We start from the raw sequence: 16,137 nt of genomic DNA on the forward strand, positions 1-16,137 counted from the left end.
GCCGGGGGCAAAGCCCCCAAAATTCACCCGAGCGGCGCGCGATCAGGCGCGGGCTTCGAAATCCTTGTGCACCAGCTTGCAGTCGCAATAGGGGCATTCGACCCAGCCGTGCTCATGCGGGATTTGCAGCCAGACGCGCGGATGGCCGAGCGCACCTTCGCCCCCGTCGCAGGCCACGCGGTAGCTGTCGACGATCTTGGTTTCGGGGACGGCAGTGACCATCTTGCATTTCCTTTCGGCGGGCTATCCTTTAGGCCCAAATATGAGCGATCAGGACGGTGGGAGCAAGAGGTGATGACGGGGAACGCGATCGAGGTGCGGCGGCTGGCGAAAACCTATGCGGCCAGTGGCAAATCCCCGGCGAAAGAGGCGCTCAAGGGCATCGATCTCGACATTCCGCGTGGCTCGGTCTTTGGGCTTCTGGGGCCGAATGGCGCGGGAAAATCGACGCTCATTAACATTCTCGCGGGTCTGGTGGTCAAATCCGCCGGTCAGGTCTCGATCTGGGGCTTTGATCAGGACCGCAATCCACGCCAGAGCCGGGCGGCCATTGGCGTCATGCCCCAGGAGCTCAACCTCGATCCGTTCTTCACCCCGCGCGCCGCGCTCGAAGTGCAGGCGGGGCTGTACGGGGTTCCCGCACGCGAGCGAAAAAGCGATGAAATTCTGAGGCTTGTCGGCCTCGAGGACAAGGCCGGGGCCTATGCGCGGACCTTGTCGGGGGGGATGCGGCGGCGGCTCTTGCTGGCCAAGGCGCTGGTCCATCATCCGCATATTCTCGTGCTCGACGAGCCGACGGCGGGGGTGGATATCGAGCTGCGCCAGATGCTCTGGGAGAACGTGCGCAAGCTTAACGACGAGGGGATGACGATCATCCTCACCACGCATTACCTCGAAGAGGCCGAAGAGATGTGCGACGAGATCGCCATCATCAATCACGGCACGCTGGTGGCCCGCGACAGCACGGCCAACCTGTTGGGACAGCTCGATAAAAAGACGATGATCGTGACGCCTGAAAGCCCTGCCGAGACCTTGCCAGACGCGCCGGGGCTGGTGGTCGAATCGCGGCCCGACGGGGCGCTGGCGATCAGCTATCATCTCAATGAAACCCCTGCCGAGGCGGTGCTCGAGGCGGTGCGCAACGCCGGAATTCGCATCCGGGACGTGCGCACGGTGGAGGCCGATCTCGAGGATGTGTTCCTCAACCTGACCCGCAGCCGATAGCCGAAAAATGCCACGTCGGTAACACGTCGGTATTACGACGGCAAAGCGACAGTGCGGATTTTCCGGGTCAGAGCGGCCCACAGAGGCCCGGCCCGGGCGGTGAAACGCGATGGCGTGGCCGGAGCGAAAATGCTAGCTCTTCAGGATGGTAGCGTGAGGAGTGGCGCAGATGGCCGAGATCACCCTTTTGGACGGCTCGATCGGGCAGGAATTGATGAAACGCTCGGGCGATGCGCCGACGACCATCTGGTCGATCCAGGTGATGCGGCATCATCCCGGCATGGTGCGCGAGGTGCATGAGGCCTATTTCCGCGCCGGGGCCACCATTGCCAGCACCAACACCTATTGCGTCCATCGCGACCGGCTCGAGAAGGTCGATCTCGACCCCGAGCTGATGCCCGATCTGGTCAAATCGGCGCTTGCCGAGGCGGAAGAGGCGCGCGCGGCCCATGGCGGCGGGCGCATTGCCGGGTCGCTCGGCCCGCTCGAGGCGAGCTATCGCCCCGATATTCGCATCACACCCGAGACCGCCGCCCGCAAATTCGCCGAGCTGGTGGCGCTGATGCGGGATCGCGTCGATCTCTTCCTCATTGAAACGGTGGCCTCGCTCGAACATGCCGAGGGCGCGCTGCGCGGCGTGGCGAGCGCCGGCAAGCCGGTGTGGCTGGCGGTCACGGTGGATGATGAGGATGGCACGCGGCTGCGATCCGGCGAGGCGGTGGCGGATCTTGCGCCGCTCATCGAGAGATTTGCGCCCGAGGCGGTGCTGATCAATTGTTCGCGCCCCGAGGCGGTGGCCGATGGGCTGCGGGTGATCCGCGAGTTTGGCAGGCCGTTCGGGGCCTATGCCAACGGGTTCACCCGGATCAGCGAGGATTTCCTCAAGGCCAAGCCGACGGTGGATGTGCTCACCGCGCGGCGCGATCTCGATCCGGCGGCCTATGCGGGCTTTGCCATGGGTTGGGTCGGCCAAGGCGCGACGATCCTTGGCGGCTGTTGCGAGGTGGGGCCGGAACATATCGCCCATCTGGCGAAACGGCTTCGGGCGGAGGGGCATGAGATTGTCTAAGCCTGCCGATCCGACCGAGGCCGCCGAGGCCGCCGCGCCGCTCATCCGGTTTGACGTGCTGCTCACCGAGGGGTTCGTTCTGACGGAATATGCCGGGGTGGTGGATCAGCTGCGGCTGGCCAATCGGGTGCTGTTACGCCCGGCCTTTGCCTGGCGGCTCTTGTCGAAATCGGGCGGGCCGGTGTCCTGCCTGTCGGATGCCACGGTGGCGACCGAGCCCTTTGATATGCGGCCCGAGGCGGATTACGTCTTTGTCCTCGGCAATTCCAACCCGGCGCATCCCGATCTGTCGATGGGGCGGGTGATCGACGCCTATGTGGCGCGGCAGACCAAGGTGATCCTGCTGGCCGAGGCCGCCGCCCGCTATATCGAAGAGCGTGGCGACACCGGGATGACGACCCATTGGGAGAACCGCGCCCTGTTGCAAGAACAGATCGGCCTTGGCGATGGCAGTCAGGCGCTGGCGACGGAGCGCGGCCAGATCACCACCAGCGCCGGGATGGGCAGCACTGTCGATGTGGTGCTCACCCTCATGGCGCGGCATATTCCGACGGCGACCGTGTCGACCGTGGCGGATATTCTGCTGCATGACCGCATACGCGATCTCGGCACGTTACAGCCCTTTGGCGGCAAGACCATCGCGCTCACCGGCGACCGCGAGCTCGACCTGTCGATCGAGCTCATGCAGGCCAATATAGAAGAGCCGCTGCCGATTGCCGATATCGTGCGGCTGGTGGGCGTGTCGTCACGGTCGCTCGAGCGGCGGTTTCGCCGGGCGCTCAACGCGCGGCCAGCGGAATATTACCGGGCGCTGCGGCTCAACCGGGCCAACAACCTGTTGCTCAACACCTCGATGCCGATCAACGAGATCGCCCTCGCCTGTGGCTTTCCAAGCGGCTTTACCCCGCATTACCGGGCGCATTTCGGCGTCACCCCGCAGGCGGCGCGGCGGCGGCGTCAGCAGGGCTAGCTCAGCAGGGGTAGCTCAGCGGCAGTGGCGGGCGATTTCGCGATTGAGCAGCCCGGTTTCCACCAGCAGACAGCGGTCGCGCGCCTCGTAGTAATAGCCGCGCGCATACCACATCACCGCGCGATCCATGCTGCCATCCGACACCATCCAGGCGCCGCGCAGGTATTTGACCGCGTATTTGAGATTGGTTTCCGCATCGAGAAGATCCGAGGGCTGGCCCTGAAAACCCATCTGACCGGCGGTGGCGGGCAGGATCTGCATCATGCCGTAATAGGGCCCGTTGCGCGCCTTGGGGCGGTAATCGCTCTCGCGCTGGATAACGCGATGGACGAGCGGGCGAGGCACCTCGTAGTGATCGGCGTATTTGTTCACCAGCTGGCGGATTTCCGGGGTTTCGCCCGGGAAGAGTTCCGGCGTGGCGGCCCGGCTGGGCGGGGTCTCAGACGCCGAGGCACAGGCCCCGAGGGCAAGGCAGGCAAGCAGGGCAAGGCGGCGCATCGGGTCTCCTTCGCGGCCGGGACAACTGGCGCCAAAGATGCCGGGGCAGGGCGTCTTGGCAAGGGGGTTGCGCGCGTGGGCGGTCCAAGGGGCGGGGAATTGCCGATTGGCGGGTGTTCTGTCGGCATCGCGCGCCATGCCCATCCGATGTAGCACGGGGTGCCTTGCGGACGGGTATGCGGGATCGGGGCGAGGGCCTGAAGCCCGATGAATGCACTGATTGGCATCTAGAGCATCAGTCTAGAAGCGCCAACTGGCGAAGCCGGGCTGCCCGGCCAGCTAACCCCGGCCTGTGGTAAAGACGGAGGCGCATGTTGCAGAGGTGGTCATGGGTTGTCTCATTCTCCCGTCCGAGTATGGTGCAGATTGGGGGAGGCGGGATTGAGGAAAGCCCGGGTTGGCGAGGCAGTATTGTGCCGGATCGCTTTTGCAATATGCATCGTGCCCATCTCCTGTACATATCTGCCGTGCGCGATCTCGCGTGCACTCGAAATTAGAAAGAGGCTAGACCCGTTGCACTGCCGTGAAGAGCTTAATTCTCTGTCTGACCTACTGTCGTCGGCTGTTCTGAAGGCGAATAGTCTTGAGGATAGCCTTACCTTCCTGCGGCTCTATGCACGGCTGCATTGGGATAATATCTCGGGCTTTTTTGGCAATGATGAGTTAGAGCGATCCCACTTCGATATCTGGGGGAAGACCGAACTTGCCTCGGATCAGCGCGTCTTGCCCGAAGTTGACTTTCTTCATGTCGCGACCCAGACCTATGTGCAGGGAGGACACTCGCGGCTCTTGTGGAAGCTGGGCGACGGTTTGAGTGCCTTTGGCTCGCAGGCTTTGATCGTCACCCAGCCGCGCAAAAGAAATCATATTGCGAATTTTCCCGGGCCGGTGGTCAGGCTGTCCGGGAATTCAAGTCAACGGGCCGGAGCCATCGTCGCAGCGGCGCAGAATGCGCGCAGCATCTTGCTACACAATCACCCAGACGACAGTGCTGCCACCTTTGCAGCGCGCATTCTCAGGGCGCAGGGTAAAAAGGTTCTCTTCGTCAACCACGCCGATCATGTGTTTACACTTGGGCCAGGAGCGGGGGACGTGGTTTTGGAAATCTGCATGACGGGCTGGAAAACAACGCGTGACCGCCGTCACGCTCACGCGCAGAGCTTTATGGGCATTCCGATCGTGGATGATGATCAGCCACGACCAGTGCATGAGGCACCTAAAGACGGTCCTATCGTCTCGGTCGGGGGGCCGGGAAAATTTGAGCCGTCGGATGAGTTGAGTTTTCCGAAGTTTCTGATGGATTTGCTGCCTCATGTGCGCAACGAGGTCATTCTGGTCGGGCCTTCGCACAAGGAGCCTTGGTGGTCTGAGGTTCTCGAGGCGTTTCCAGGGCGGGTTAGTTTGAGGGGGCGGGTTGCCCCGGAGGAGGTCGCGGAGATCATGCGGTCCGCCTCTTGCTATGTCGATAGCTTTCCTCTTGATGGGGGCACCGCATATCCGCAGGCGGCGGCCGCTGGTCTTCCGGGGTTTGCCCCAAATGCCTTTGATGCTTCGGGGGTTAGCCCGACTGAAAAACTAAGGTTCCCGACGCTGGATGCCATGCGTGAAGCCCTTATTGCCTATCTCAACGAGGAGGCTGAATACCCCTTTGATCTCGAAGCTGTTCGGGATCAACTTTGGGAAGATTTTTCGACCTCCGCAGTGGCGCAGCGGGTCGCGAACGCGGCGGAGGGCAACTATTGCGAGAGGCTGCCGTATCTCGTGCCTCTGGGTATGCGAGATTCAGATTATAATGCTCGACGCTGGGACGTGCTCGGTAGGGTGCATTTGCCGAAACGGCAATGGAAAGGCTTGTCCTTGCGGGGGCGACACCAGTTTTGGAAGGCTGTCAGGGAGGCAAGCCTTCCGTCCGAGACACGCAAGACGATCGCCAAACGGTTACTTTTGCAATGGGTTTGACCCATCGACCGTCTGGGGAGAGTCAAAGGAAAGTCGAGGCGACGTAGGGAGCACATGAAGACGCGGCGGGGATATGAGGAGCCAATTGCCGATTTGGTCATTCTCGGGGGCGGGTATTCTGCGCGCCTGACCGCACTTGCGTTGTCGTCGCTGCGTCCGGTAGGTGCCATTCTCTGCGCGGATGATCTTTGGGAGATCGAGACGGGCCCCGAGAAACTCAGTGGTCAGCGCGCTCATAGCCATATCTTTCTGCCGCGTCTCGAACAAGAATTGCAGCGCATCAACCCGTCGCTGGTAGGAGAACTTGCTGAGCTGGGCCTGCGATTTAGGCCTGGCTCGCAGCGACTGTCAGCAGACGCCCCTGCGGCGGCGAGACGCTTATTTGCCACGCGCTGGCAGTTTGACAAAGCCATTCATGAGCTGTTCCTGCGACATGTGACGGCGGATCATGTCCGTGACCAAGTTGTCGATGCCATCGTGGAGAATGATGCAATCGTCGCACTGGAGCTGCGGTCGGGTACTCAACTTCAAGTCGCACCGAACACGTTGGTGATCGATGCGATGGGCGCGCGGTCACCGATCATGGCCAAGTTGAGCGCTGAGGCCGAAACGGTCATCGATCAGCCGGGGCAGCTCACCTATGTGACGCAGTTCTTTCGCCTCGATCGCAAGGATTGTGACAGTGCAGGGCTGCCTGATCCGTTGATCGATTGTCCGCAAGATTTCGGAGCGGTGAAGGCGATGCTTTACCCCGGTCTGGACGGGTGGTTTTCGATCTCGCTTGCGGTGTCATCGCAGCGAAAAGATCTGATTCAGAGCTTGCGAGATCAGGAAGCGTTCATCGCCTTTTGTCGGCAAAGCCCGTTGCTTGGCCGCTGGGTCGGTGCCGCGAGCGCCTTGGGGCCAACGCGTATTTACATCAACCCGCGCAACCGATGGAATGCGGCTGTTTTTGAAGAGGGGCGGGCGCCGCGAAACTGTCTCGCTGTAGGGGATGCTTTGGCAACTATGCTGCCTACGCTTGGTGCGAATTGCTCGTTTGCCGCGACACATGTGCGCATCATCCGTGATTTGTTGGAAAGCGGCACCGGAAGGGTCCAAGACGAATTTGCCCAGAGTGTACGCGCCGAGCAGTTTCCTTTCTTTCAAAGAGCTTTGGCAGAGCCTCAGGCCACCGAAGGGGTAATTTCCTATGCGAATGCGCCAAACAATGTACTGTTGAAACGGCTGAAGCGTCATCTGCGTCGGCTCTTTGGAAAAGATCGAAAGCGAATAATCAAACAACTCTCAGAAACATCCAGTCTTTAAACGTGTGTGTGTCAATTGGTTGGGGTAATGAAAAATATTGAATCTTATACACAAGAATACCTTCAGGATTTTGGCTTTGAAGGGGAAATGGTGCGCTATCGGCGGCAACTGGTTCTGAACCGATTGGCGGAGTATGCGCCGAAGGTGATCGTCGAAGTCGGCTGCGGATCGGAGATGCAGGCCGCCGCCTATGCGGCGCAAGGTGGCAGTTGGGAGAGCTGGACTGTCGTCGAGCCTTCGCAAGAGTTTTCTGACATTGCACGCCGCAATGAGTTGCCAAACTTCAATGTGGTCCAAGGCTTTTTCGAGGATGTCGTAGACGAGATGCCAACCGACCCCGATTTCATCCTGTGCTCGGGGCTTCTCCATGAGGTGCCGGATGCGGATCGCCTCTTGTCCTCGGTGCGCGAACGGATGGGGCGGAATACGGTGTTGCACGTCAACGTGCCGAATGCGCGATCTATGCATCGGCTGCTCGCTCGATCAATGGGGCTTATTCTGGATCTCAAGTCGATAAGCGCTCGGAACAAGAGCTTGCAGCAACCAAGGGTCTATGACCTCGAAGACCTGACCGACCAAATGGAGGGGCATGGCCTGACCATTTTCAAGCAAGGTGGTATCCTCGTGAAGCCCTTTACCCACAAGCAGATGGAGCCTCTGCCAGAAATGCTGGGTCGTGAGGTGATGGATGGGTTATTCCGACTGGGTGAGGAAATGCCGGAGATCGCAAGCGAAATCTATGTCGAGGCGCGGCTTCGCTAGAGGGTTAGGTGCTGCTCAGGAGGAAGTGTTGGTAGACGGTGGCACGGGCCCCGAACATTTCCTTCTGGCGCATTAACCCTTCGTTGAGGACGCGACCCCCTTCTGTGGTCGAGATGCCGAAGTCGAACCACTTGCGATCAGGAAAGACCACTTCGAGCAGGTGATGGATGATGGCATCAACGCCGCCGACCCGCTGCCCGTCGGGGGAGGAGGCGATATATTGTGCGTGGATCGTTGGGCCACAATCGAATGTCACCACCCCCGCCAACATCTGGCCGTCGCGGTGGGAGCCAAAAAGTCGGATGTGCTCGGGAAAGCGCGCGGCCAGATGTTCGATCTCTGCAAGGCTATGTGTCGGCTGGGCCTCGTGGCGGGCAGCGAGCACCTCGCTTAACAAGCGCCAATAAGCGGGCCAGTCAGTGCTTTCGCTGATCTCCAGGCCTTCGCGGCGTGCCTTGCGCAACCCGTCCTTGCGGCCGCCGCTGAATGGCAAACGGTCCTGGATGTTGATCGTCGCAGAAATGTCGCATCGGTCCAGCAGGGCGTTTTCGCGAAAGAGGGCGTAGAGATCTTCTTCTGCGGGTTGGGCGTGATAGATATGCGGAACTGGTTTGTAGCGTAGCTCGGTTAGGCCATTTTTAGCCATATAGCCGCGCGTGGTTGAGAAAAGGTCAAGCATCAGCGCGGCGGACATCTTTGCGCCTGTGACAAAGCCGCCGTAGGTGAGCCCACCATGGGATTGGAGGCCGGTCTCGCGTTGGTTGGCGGGCAGGAGGGCGACAATGGTCCCGTCGCGGCGCAGGATCAGCGAGTGATCCTCGAACCGGTCGGCATGGTAGTCCATGAAATCGCGTGAAAAGAGAAAGGTGCCGTTCTTGGACTGGCGCACGAATTTGTCCCACTCGGCCGCTTGGCAAGACGTGTATCGCGTCATTTCAATGGGGGATTCTATCACGGCGCACCGTCAAGAACGGCTACGCCGACGCCGGTTTCACCCATGTTATTGCCATTAAAAAACAGATAGCTTTCGCCTTGATCGGTGTCTATCCGAGCAGGGTAGCAGGTCATTTCATCATCCCAGTCGCCGGCTTCACCGCGCGGCAGTTCCTCTACTGTGGTGCGCGTCCAATTCACGCCATCGGAAGACTTGGCGAGGAAGGTGGCATATTGCTTGGCGAGCGTGTCTGAGGTGACGCGCATTTCGTAGCCGTCGGTCGTACGATTGGCGCGGGGCCGGCCAATCCGATATTCATCTCCGGTAACATCAAGCGTGGGCGTTGCGGTTTCCATATCAAAATGAATTCCATCTGGACTGGTAACTGTCCAGCAATTGTACTGTGGGAACACCCGACCGCCGATGTCCTGCCAGCGCTGACCGCATGAGATCCAAGCTCGATACCCGCCTTCGACAGGCAGAATGCTATGAAGGGCATTTATGAACGGGGCTTGTTCGGCGCGATCAAGAATTGGGTGCTTTTGAAGCCTTTGAAAACTGAGCCCACCATCAGTGCTTTCGGCGAGGCCGGTGAAGGCCAGAAACTTGACCTGCTGGACCAGTTGGAATCCGACATAATACATCCTGATCCGGCCATCCTCGAGGCGCAACAAATCGCCAAGGATCATGCCGTTATCGTCAAACATGCCCGGGTCTCCGAGCGCGATGACCGGCATGCTTCCAACGTCGCGCAGGACGGTGGGGCGGGCGCGGTCGACTTCGATCCAGCCGATGCGGCTGATGCCCTTTCTGTCGCGCATCCCGCCGTAGATGCGGATGGTGTCTGCGTTCACTTGAAGGGGCACCGGTGTCATGAAGCTATGCTGTGCCCAGTCCAATTCACCGGACGGGCAAAAGATGCGACCGAGTTTGCGCCAAGCCTTGGAGGTCATGGTTTGACCTTGCAATACCGATAGGAGGAGACTCGGGAAGCCTCGGCGAAGTGGCCAGTGAGCAACAGACCCGCCTCTGGAAAGCTCTTATTGACGGCGCTACCGATTGCCACGAAGCTATCGCTGCCAATCTCCACATGATCGGCGAGGCAGGTGTTCACACCGATAAAACTGCGTCGTCCGATGCGGCAGTATCCAGAGACCACCACATGCGATGACAGAAAGCAGAACTCTTCAATATGGCTTTGGTGGCCTATATGATTTCCGCTCCAGAGAACAACGCCATCGCCAATTGTTACCCCGTGCTGCACCACGTTATGTTCAAAGATGAACACATTCTCGCCGAGGCTTGCGGTGCGCCAGACAAACGCTTTGGAACTCACATAATTGGCGAGACGGTAGCCCATTTCTCGCGCGACACCAACCAGCCGCTCGCGAACTTGGTTTAGCTTTGTCGAGGTAATGGCCACATGGGCCGAGACAGTGGCCGGATCGAACCGCGCAGGGGCGTCTTCTAGTGCGATGACGGGCAGGCCAAACTTTTCAGAGACATCGAGAAACTCGGCCTCGACAGCAAAGCCTACCACATCATACTCTGAATCGTGCGAGAAATATTCGTAGGCTATGTCTGCGAATTCGCCAGCGCCAATGATCAAGACCTTGCCTGCATTGCTCATGCTTCATCCTCTTTGTCGTGCGATGGCTTTGATAGCCACCTACAATATGCTAGAGGCCAAGGCAATTCTGAACAGGCCGCGGCTGAACGAAGTGAAGCGTTCGTTTTTCGCGTATAGCGTAAGTGGCCCTACATAAGGAGATCGGCTTTGGCCTTGGAACATTGCCGCAAAATTGACCTGCCTAAGATCCAGGACAGCCGGGGTAACCTAACCTTTCTCGAGGGCGACGCTCACATCCCGTTTGACATCAAGCGGGTTTATTATCTTTACGATGTGCCCGGGGGCTCAGATCGGGGGGCACATGCCCATCGGAATCTGCATCAATTCATGATTGCCATGTCCGGTAGCTTTGATCTTGTTCTCTCAGACGGGGTCAAAGAGCAGCGCTTTCATCTCAACCGATCCTATTTCGGCATTTATATCTGCCCGATGATGTGGCGTTATCTCGACAATTTTTCATCTGGGGCGGTGTGCCTTGTGCTGGCATCCGAGCGCTATGACGAGATGGATTACATCCGCGATCACGACCAGTTCCTGAAGGAGGCGGCGCAACTGCGATGACCGTTCCCTTTTTGGATCTCAAGGCAGCTTATGACGAGTTGGCAGAGAGAGCCGAGCCCGCAATGCTTAAGGCATTGCGCTCTGGCTGGTATATTCTAGGTCCGGAGGTTGATGATTTCGAGGCGGCCTTTGCGCGTTATTGCGAGGCAGATCATGCCATTGGAGTGGCGAACGGGCTTGATGCGCTCGAGCTAGCCTTGCTTGCGCTGGGAATAGGGTCGGGCGACAAAGTTCTGGTGCCGTCCAACACCTATATCGCCACATGGCTCGCGGTTAGCCAATGCGGGGCGATCCCGGTGCCTGTCGAGCCAAATCCGGAGACCCATAACATCGATGCGGCAGCCGTTCGGTCCGCACCTCTTGAGGGGGTGAAGGCCGTTATTGCGGTCCATCTGTATGGCTGTCCCGCCGATGTCACGTCACTCGCCGTCGCGGCAAAGGACGCGGGAATTTACCTCATCGAAGATGGGGCGCAGGCCCATGGGGCGAAGTGGCAGGGGCAGCGGATCGGAGGCCATTCCGACGCTGTTTGCTGGAGCTTTTACCCTGGCAAAAACCTCGGCGCTCTCGGCGATGGCGGCGCGGTTACCACGTCGAATGCGGATGTGGCCGAACGGCTACGTCTGCTGCGCAATTACGGCTCGTCCAAGCGCTATAGTCACGAAATTCGTGGGCGGAACAGTCGACTTGATCCGGTGCAGGCTGCGTTCTTGTCCGTCAAACTGGATCGGCTCGACGAATGGAATGCGCGGCGCTGTGAGATCGCGCAACGATATCTCGCCGCTTTCGAGAACACAGGGCTTGGCTTGCCGAAAGTGCCAGCAGAGGCTGACCCGGTTTGGCATCTTTTTGTGATCCGCCACCCTGAGAGGGATGCGCTGGCGGCAAAGCTGGCCGATCGGGGCGTGCAGACGCTGGTGCACTACCCGACCCCACCGCATATGCAGGGGGCTTATCGTGACCTTGGGTATGCTGAGGGAGATTTTCTGATCGCTGAGCAGCTAGCGCGAAATATTCTAAGCCTGCCCATTGGGCCGCATCTGAGCCTAGAGCAGAGTGAGCAGGTGATCGAGGCTGTCCTCACCGAGATTTGATTGGCTGACCGTTTGTGTGGGGCACAATCCGCGGCTTGCCTTTTGCCGGGGGAACCCGTCAAGGTCGCCACGCGTGAGGGGGGCCGGGAGCATGGCAGCAGCAGAGCGGGACGGGCCGCGCGACAATCGGGTCGGGGCGGCGTGGATGGTCACGGCGATGGCCGGGTTTGCGGTCGAGGATACCTTTCTCAAGGCGGCGGCGCAGAGCATGCCGGTGGGGCAGGTGATGATCCTCTTTGGCCTCGGCGGTGTCGTGGTCTTTGCGCTCTGGGCGCGGCTCACCGGGGCGCTTGTGTTGACGCGCGAGGCTGTGGGGCCGGTGATGCGGCTGCGGGCGGTGTTCGAATTTGCCGGGCGGCTGTTCTATACGTTGGCGCTCGCGCTCACCACGCTGTCGGCCACCACCGCGATCTTGCAGGCGACGCCCATCGTGGTGGTCGGGGCGGCGGCGCTTTTTCTGGGCGAAAAGGTTGGCTGGCGGCGGTGGCTCGCGATCGGGATCGGCATGGTGGGGGTGCTCATCGTGCTGCGGCCCTTGCCGGGGAGTTTCAGCCTCTTGTCGCTGTTGGCGGTGGCGGGCATGCTGGGCTTTGCCGGGCGCGATCTGGCGAGCCGGGTGGCGCCTCTGTCGCTCTCGACGCCGGTGCTTGGGGTTTACGGCTTTGCCATCGTGGCGCTGGCGGGGGCGGTGTTTGGCCTCTGGGAGGGGCGGGCGTTTGCCTGGGCCCCCGGTGCGCTGGCGGCGATGGCGGCGGCGGTGGGCGTCGGGGTTTTCGCCTATGGCGCCTTGATGCGGGCGATGCGGACGGGCGATGTGTCGGCGGTGACGCCCTTTCGCTATACGCGGCTTCTCTTTGGCGTGGCGCTGGGGGTGCTGGTCTTTGGCGAGCAGCTCGACGGGGCGATGATCTTGGGCTGTGCGGTGATCGTCGGATCGGGTCTCTTCATCCTGTCGCGCAGCGGCAAACGGGGCTGAGCGCCGGGGCGGGCTGCTGATTTTCGCGGCTTAGCTGTCGATTGCATGCGGATTGCGGGGCGAGAACCGTGGCAGAGTGATCGGGAACGGGCGTCAGGCCCGCCCCCCGGATTTCTGTTGCAGGAGATGCAAATGTCCCTTCCGACCCAAGCGCGAGTTGTCATCATTGGCGGCGGTGTCGTCGGCTGTTCCGTGGCCTATCACCTGGCCAAGCTCGGCTGGAAAGATGTGGTGCTCTTGGAGCGCAAGCAGCTCACCTCGGGCACCACATGGCATGCCGCGGGCCTGATCGGCCAGCTGCGCGCCAGCCAGAACATGACCAAGCTCGCCCGCTATTCCGCCGAGCTCTACAAAGGCCTCGAGGCCGAAACCGGCGTGGCCACCGGGCTGCGTCAGGGCGGGTCGGTGTCGGCGGCGCTGACCAATGAGCGTCTCGAAGAGCTCTATCGTCAGGCGGCGATGGCGCGGGCCTTTGGCGTGCCGGTCGAAGAGCTGAGCCCCAAGGAAGTCAAAGAGAAATACGAGCATATCAACCTCGATGGCGTCACCGGCGGCGTCTGGCTGCCGACCGACGGGCAGGCCGATCCGGCCAATATCGCGCTGGCGCTGGCCAAGGGCGCGCGGCAGAACGGCGCGCTGGTCAAGGAGCGGATCAAGGTCACCGGGATCAAGCGCAAGGACCGCCGCGTCACCGGTGTCGACTGGGCCGCCGATGATGGCAGCGAGCAGGGCCATATCGCCTGTGACATGATCGTCAACTGTGCCGGGATGTGGGGGCATGAGGTGGGCCGGATGGCGGGCGTCAACGTGCCGCTGCATGCCTGCGAGCATTTCTACATCGTCACCGAAGGCATCAGCGGGCTGAGCCAGATGCCGGTGCTGCGGGTGCCGGATGAATGCGCCTATTACAAGGAAGACGCGGGCAAGATCCTGCTCGGCGCGTTCGAGCCGCATTCGAAGCCCTGGGGCATGAACGGCATCCCCGAGAACTTCGAATTCGACCAGCTGCCCGAGGATTTCGACCATTTCGAGCCGATCCTTGAGGCCGCCTGCAACCGGATGCCGCTTCTGGCCGAGGCGGGGATTCACACCTTCTTTAACGGGCCCGAGAGCTTTACCCCCGATGACGCCTATCACCTCGGCCTCGCGCCCGAGATGGACAACGTCTGGGTCGCGGCCGGGTTCAACTCGATCGGGATCCAGTCGGCGGGCGGTGCGGGTCATGCGCTGTCGCAATGGATGGACAGCGGCGAGAAGCCCTTTGATCTTGGCGATGTGGACATCAGCCGGATGCAGCCCTTCCAGGGCAACAAGCATTACCTCTTTGAGCGGTCCAAGGAAACGCTCGGCCTGCTCTATGCCGATCACTTCCCCTATCTGCAAAAGCGCACGGCGCGGGGCATCCGCCGCACGCCCTTCCATCACCACCTTCTCGAAAAGGGCGCGGTGATGGGCGAGATTGCCGGCTGGGAACGGGCCAACTGGTTCGCCAATGAGGGCCAGGAGCGCGAATATCAGTATAGCTGGAAGCGCCAGAACTGGTTCGAGAATGCCCGCGCCGAACATATGGCGATCCGCGAGGGCGTCGGCATGTATGACATGTCGAGCTTTGGCAAGATCCGCGTCGAGGGGCCGGATGCCGAAGCCTTCCTCAACTATGTCGGCGGCGGCGATTATTCGGTGCCGGTGGGCAAGATCGTCTATACCCAGTTCCTCAACTCGCGTGGCGGCATCGAGGCCGATGTCACCGTGACCCGGATGAGCGAAACCGCCTATCTCGTGGTGACCCCGGCGGCGACCCGTCTGGCGGATCAGACCTGGATGGAACGCCACAAGGGCAATTTCAACGTGGTGATCACCGATGTGACCCCGGGCGAAGGCGTGCTGGCCGTGATGGGCCCCAAGGCGCGCGACGTGCTGCAGGCGGTGAGTCCCAATGATTTCTCCAACGAGGTGAACCCGTTCGGCACGGCGCAGGAGATCGAGCTTGGCATGGGTCTCGCCCGGGTGCATCGGGTGACCTATGTCGGCGAGCTTGGCTGGGAAATCTATGTCAGCGCCGATATGGCGGGCCATGCCTTTGAGACGCTCTATGAGGCGGGGCAGGCGCATGGGCTCAAGCTCTGCGGGATGCATATGATGGACAGCTGCCGCATCGAGAAGGGCTTTCGCCACTTTGGCCATGACATCACGGCCGAGGATCATGTGCTCGAGGCGGGGCTTGGCTTTGCGGTGAAGACCGCCAAGCCCGAGTTCATCGGCCGTGACGCGGTGCTGCGCAAGAAGGACGAGGGGCTCGCCGCGCGGATGGTGCAGTTCAAGCTCACCGATCCCGAGCCGCTGCTCTATCACAACGAGCCGGTGATCCGCGATGGCGAGATCGTGGGCTATCTCAGCTCGGGCAGCTATGGCCATGCGCTGGGCGGCGCGATGGGCCTGGGCTATGTGCCGTGCAAGGGCGAGAGCGCGGCGGATGTGCTCGCCTCGACCTATGAGATCGACGTGGCGGGGACGCGGGTGCGCGCCGAAGCCTCGCTCAAGCCGATGTATGACCCAAAAGGCGAACGCGCCAAGGCGTGAGGCTCTGACAGGTTGGAACGTGCGCGAAGGCCGTCCCGGATCGGGGCGGCCTTTGGCGTTGGAGCAACTTGTGGCGTTGGATCAACTTGGCGCGGGTCGGGCCGTGCGTCAGTCGGCGGTTTTCTTGACGAATTGCGACTTGAGCCCGATCTGGCCGACGCCGGGGATCTTGCAGTCGATGTCATGATCGCCGGGGACGAGCCGGATGCCGCGCACCTTGGTGCCGACCTTGATCACCGAGGAGCTTCCCTTGAGCTTGAGATCCTTGATCACGGTGACCGTGTCGCCATCGGCGAGCGCATTGCCGACGCTGTCGCGGATGATGCCGCCCACGTCCTCAGGGGCAGTGCCGGGGGTCTCGGCGGGCCATTCATGACCGCATTCGGGACAGATCAGCAGCGCATCCATCTGATAGCTATAGGCCGAGGCGCATTCGGGGCAGGGGGGCAAGGTGTCGCTCATGCCCAAGCCTATAGCGGGCGTGGTAGCGGCTGGCTAGGGGCGGGGGAGCGGTGGGTGAGCGGCCGGTGAGCGGTGGGGCGGCCCCATCCATCTGGCATCGCGGCGGGCAA

General features: G+C 61.1%; 16 protein-coding genes. 10 read left to right on the forward strand and 6 right to left on the reverse strand.

Annotated features, from left to right (window positions below):
• Positions 1 to 42: 42 nt before the first annotated feature.
• Positions 43 to 222, reverse strand: coding sequence for a zinc-finger domain-containing protein (locus ISM_RS09020; RefSeq protein ID WP_009813838.1), 180 nt, complete (start codon positions 220 to 222; stop codon positions 43 to 45).
• A gap of 72 nt (positions 223 to 294) precedes the next feature.
• Between ISM_RS09020 and ISM_RS09025 the strand changes: the two genes are divergently transcribed.
• From ISM_RS09025 to ISM_RS09035, 3 genes are all read left to right on the forward strand, one after another.
• The gene (locus ISM_RS09025; protein ID WP_009813839.1) at positions 295 to 1,224 is read left to right on the forward strand and encodes an ABC transporter ATP-binding protein; all 930 of its coding nucleotides are present in this window, start codon (positions 295 to 297) and stop codon (positions 1,222 to 1,224) included.
• A 169-nt stretch (positions 1,225 to 1,393) separates the two neighbouring features.
• A complete protein-coding gene (locus tag ISM_RS09030; RefSeq protein ID WP_009813840.1) occupies positions 1,394 to 2,293 on the forward strand; it encodes a homocysteine S-methyltransferase family protein in 900 nt (299 codons plus the stop codon).
• Complete coding sequence (locus ISM_RS09035; protein WP_156783356.1) at positions 2,280 to 3,263, forward strand: GlxA family transcriptional regulator; 984 nt, start codon at positions 2,280 to 2,282, stop codon at positions 3,261 to 3,263. The genes ISM_RS09030 and ISM_RS09035 overlap by 14 nt, the downstream gene beginning before the upstream one ends.
• A gap of 15 nt (positions 3,264 to 3,278) precedes the next feature.
• On the opposite strand, the gene ISM_RS09040 is transcribed toward ISM_RS09035, so the two are convergent.
• Complete coding sequence (locus ISM_RS09040; protein ID WP_040618419.1) at positions 3,279 to 3,761, reverse strand: transglycosylase SLT domain-containing protein; 483 nt, start codon at positions 3,759 to 3,761, stop codon at positions 3,279 to 3,281.
• Between the two features lie 513 nt (positions 3,762 to 4,274).
• Here ISM_RS09040 and ISM_RS09045 point away from each other — a divergent pair.
• The 3 genes from ISM_RS09045 to ISM_RS09055 are packed head-to-tail and all read left to right on the forward strand — an operon-like array spanning position 4,275 to position 7,790.
• A complete protein-coding gene (locus ISM_RS09045) occupies positions 4,275 to 5,720 on the forward strand; it encodes a glycosyltransferase family protein (protein ID WP_040617979.1) in 1,446 nt (481 codons plus the stop codon).
• 54 nt (positions 5,721 to 5,774) lie between these two features.
• Complete coding sequence (locus ISM_RS09050; protein ID WP_009813844.1) at positions 5,775 to 7,028, forward strand: hypothetical protein; 1,254 nt, start codon at positions 5,775 to 5,777, stop codon at positions 7,026 to 7,028.
• Between the two features lie 27 nt (positions 7,029 to 7,055).
• On the forward strand, positions 7,056 to 7,790 hold the full coding sequence (locus tag ISM_RS09055) for a methyltransferase domain-containing protein (RefSeq protein WP_040617980.1): 735 nt from the start codon (positions 7,056 to 7,058) through the stop codon (positions 7,788 to 7,790).
• Between the two features lie 4 nt (positions 7,791 to 7,794).
• Here the strand turns inward: ISM_RS09055 and ISM_RS09060 are convergent, their stop codons facing one another.
• The 3 genes from ISM_RS09060 to ISM_RS09070 all read right to left on the reverse strand — a co-directional run bounded on the left by ISM_RS09060 (position 7,795) and on the right by ISM_RS09070 (position 10,354).
• A complete protein-coding gene (locus ISM_RS09060) occupies positions 7,795 to 8,679 on the reverse strand; it encodes a GNAT family N-acetyltransferase (protein ID WP_009813846.1) in 885 nt (294 codons plus the stop codon).
• A gap of 62 nt (positions 8,680 to 8,741) precedes the next feature.
• Positions 8,742 to 9,677, reverse strand: a complete 936-nt coding sequence (locus ISM_RS09065; protein ID WP_009813847.1) for a hypothetical protein — start codon at positions 9,675 to 9,677, stop codon at positions 8,742 to 8,744.
• On the reverse strand, positions 9,674 to 10,354 hold the full coding sequence (locus ISM_RS09070) for an acetyltransferase (protein WP_009813848.1): 681 nt from the start codon (positions 10,352 to 10,354) through the stop codon (positions 9,674 to 9,676). Before ISM_RS09070 ends, ISM_RS09065 begins: the two co-directional genes overlap by 4 nt.
• A gap of 147 nt (positions 10,355 to 10,501) precedes the next feature.
• On the opposite strand from ISM_RS09070, the gene ISM_RS09075 reads away from it, so the two are divergent.
• The 4 genes from ISM_RS09075 to ISM_RS09090 all read left to right on the forward strand — a co-directional run bounded on the left by ISM_RS09075 (position 10,502) and on the right by ISM_RS09090 (position 15,565).
• Positions 10,502 to 10,915, forward strand: coding sequence for a sugar 3,4-ketoisomerase (locus ISM_RS09075; RefSeq protein WP_083780919.1), 414 nt, complete (start codon positions 10,502 to 10,504; stop codon positions 10,913 to 10,915).
• Entirely contained in the window at positions 10,912 to 12,009 is a 1,098-nt protein-coding gene (locus tag ISM_RS09080) for a DegT/DnrJ/EryC1/StrS family aminotransferase (RefSeq protein WP_009813850.1), read from the forward strand. Before ISM_RS09075 ends, ISM_RS09080 begins: the two co-directional genes overlap by 4 nt.
• A 91-nt stretch (positions 12,010 to 12,100) precedes the next feature.
• Entirely contained in the window at positions 12,101 to 12,985 is an 885-nt protein-coding gene (locus ISM_RS09085; protein WP_009813851.1) for a DMT family transporter, read from the forward strand.
• A gap of 132 nt (positions 12,986 to 13,117) precedes the next feature.
• Positions 13,118 to 15,565: a GcvT family protein gene (locus ISM_RS09090; RefSeq protein WP_009813852.1), complete on the forward strand. Its 2,448-nt coding sequence runs from the start codon at positions 13,118 to 13,120 to the stop codon at positions 15,563 to 15,565.
• A 108-nt stretch (positions 15,566 to 15,673) separates the two neighbouring features.
• On the opposite strand, the gene ISM_RS09095 is transcribed toward ISM_RS09090, so the two are convergent.
• A complete protein-coding gene (locus ISM_RS09095) occupies positions 15,674 to 16,027 on the reverse strand; it encodes a zinc ribbon domain-containing protein YjdM (protein WP_009813853.1) in 354 nt (117 codons plus the stop codon).
• Positions 16,028 to 16,137: the final 110 nt, after the last annotated feature.

Source organism: Roseovarius nubinhibens ISM (genome assembly GCF_000152625.1).
GTDB classification, from domain to species: Bacteria; Pseudomonadota; Alphaproteobacteria; order Rhodobacterales; family Rhodobacteraceae; genus Roseovarius; species Roseovarius nubinhibens.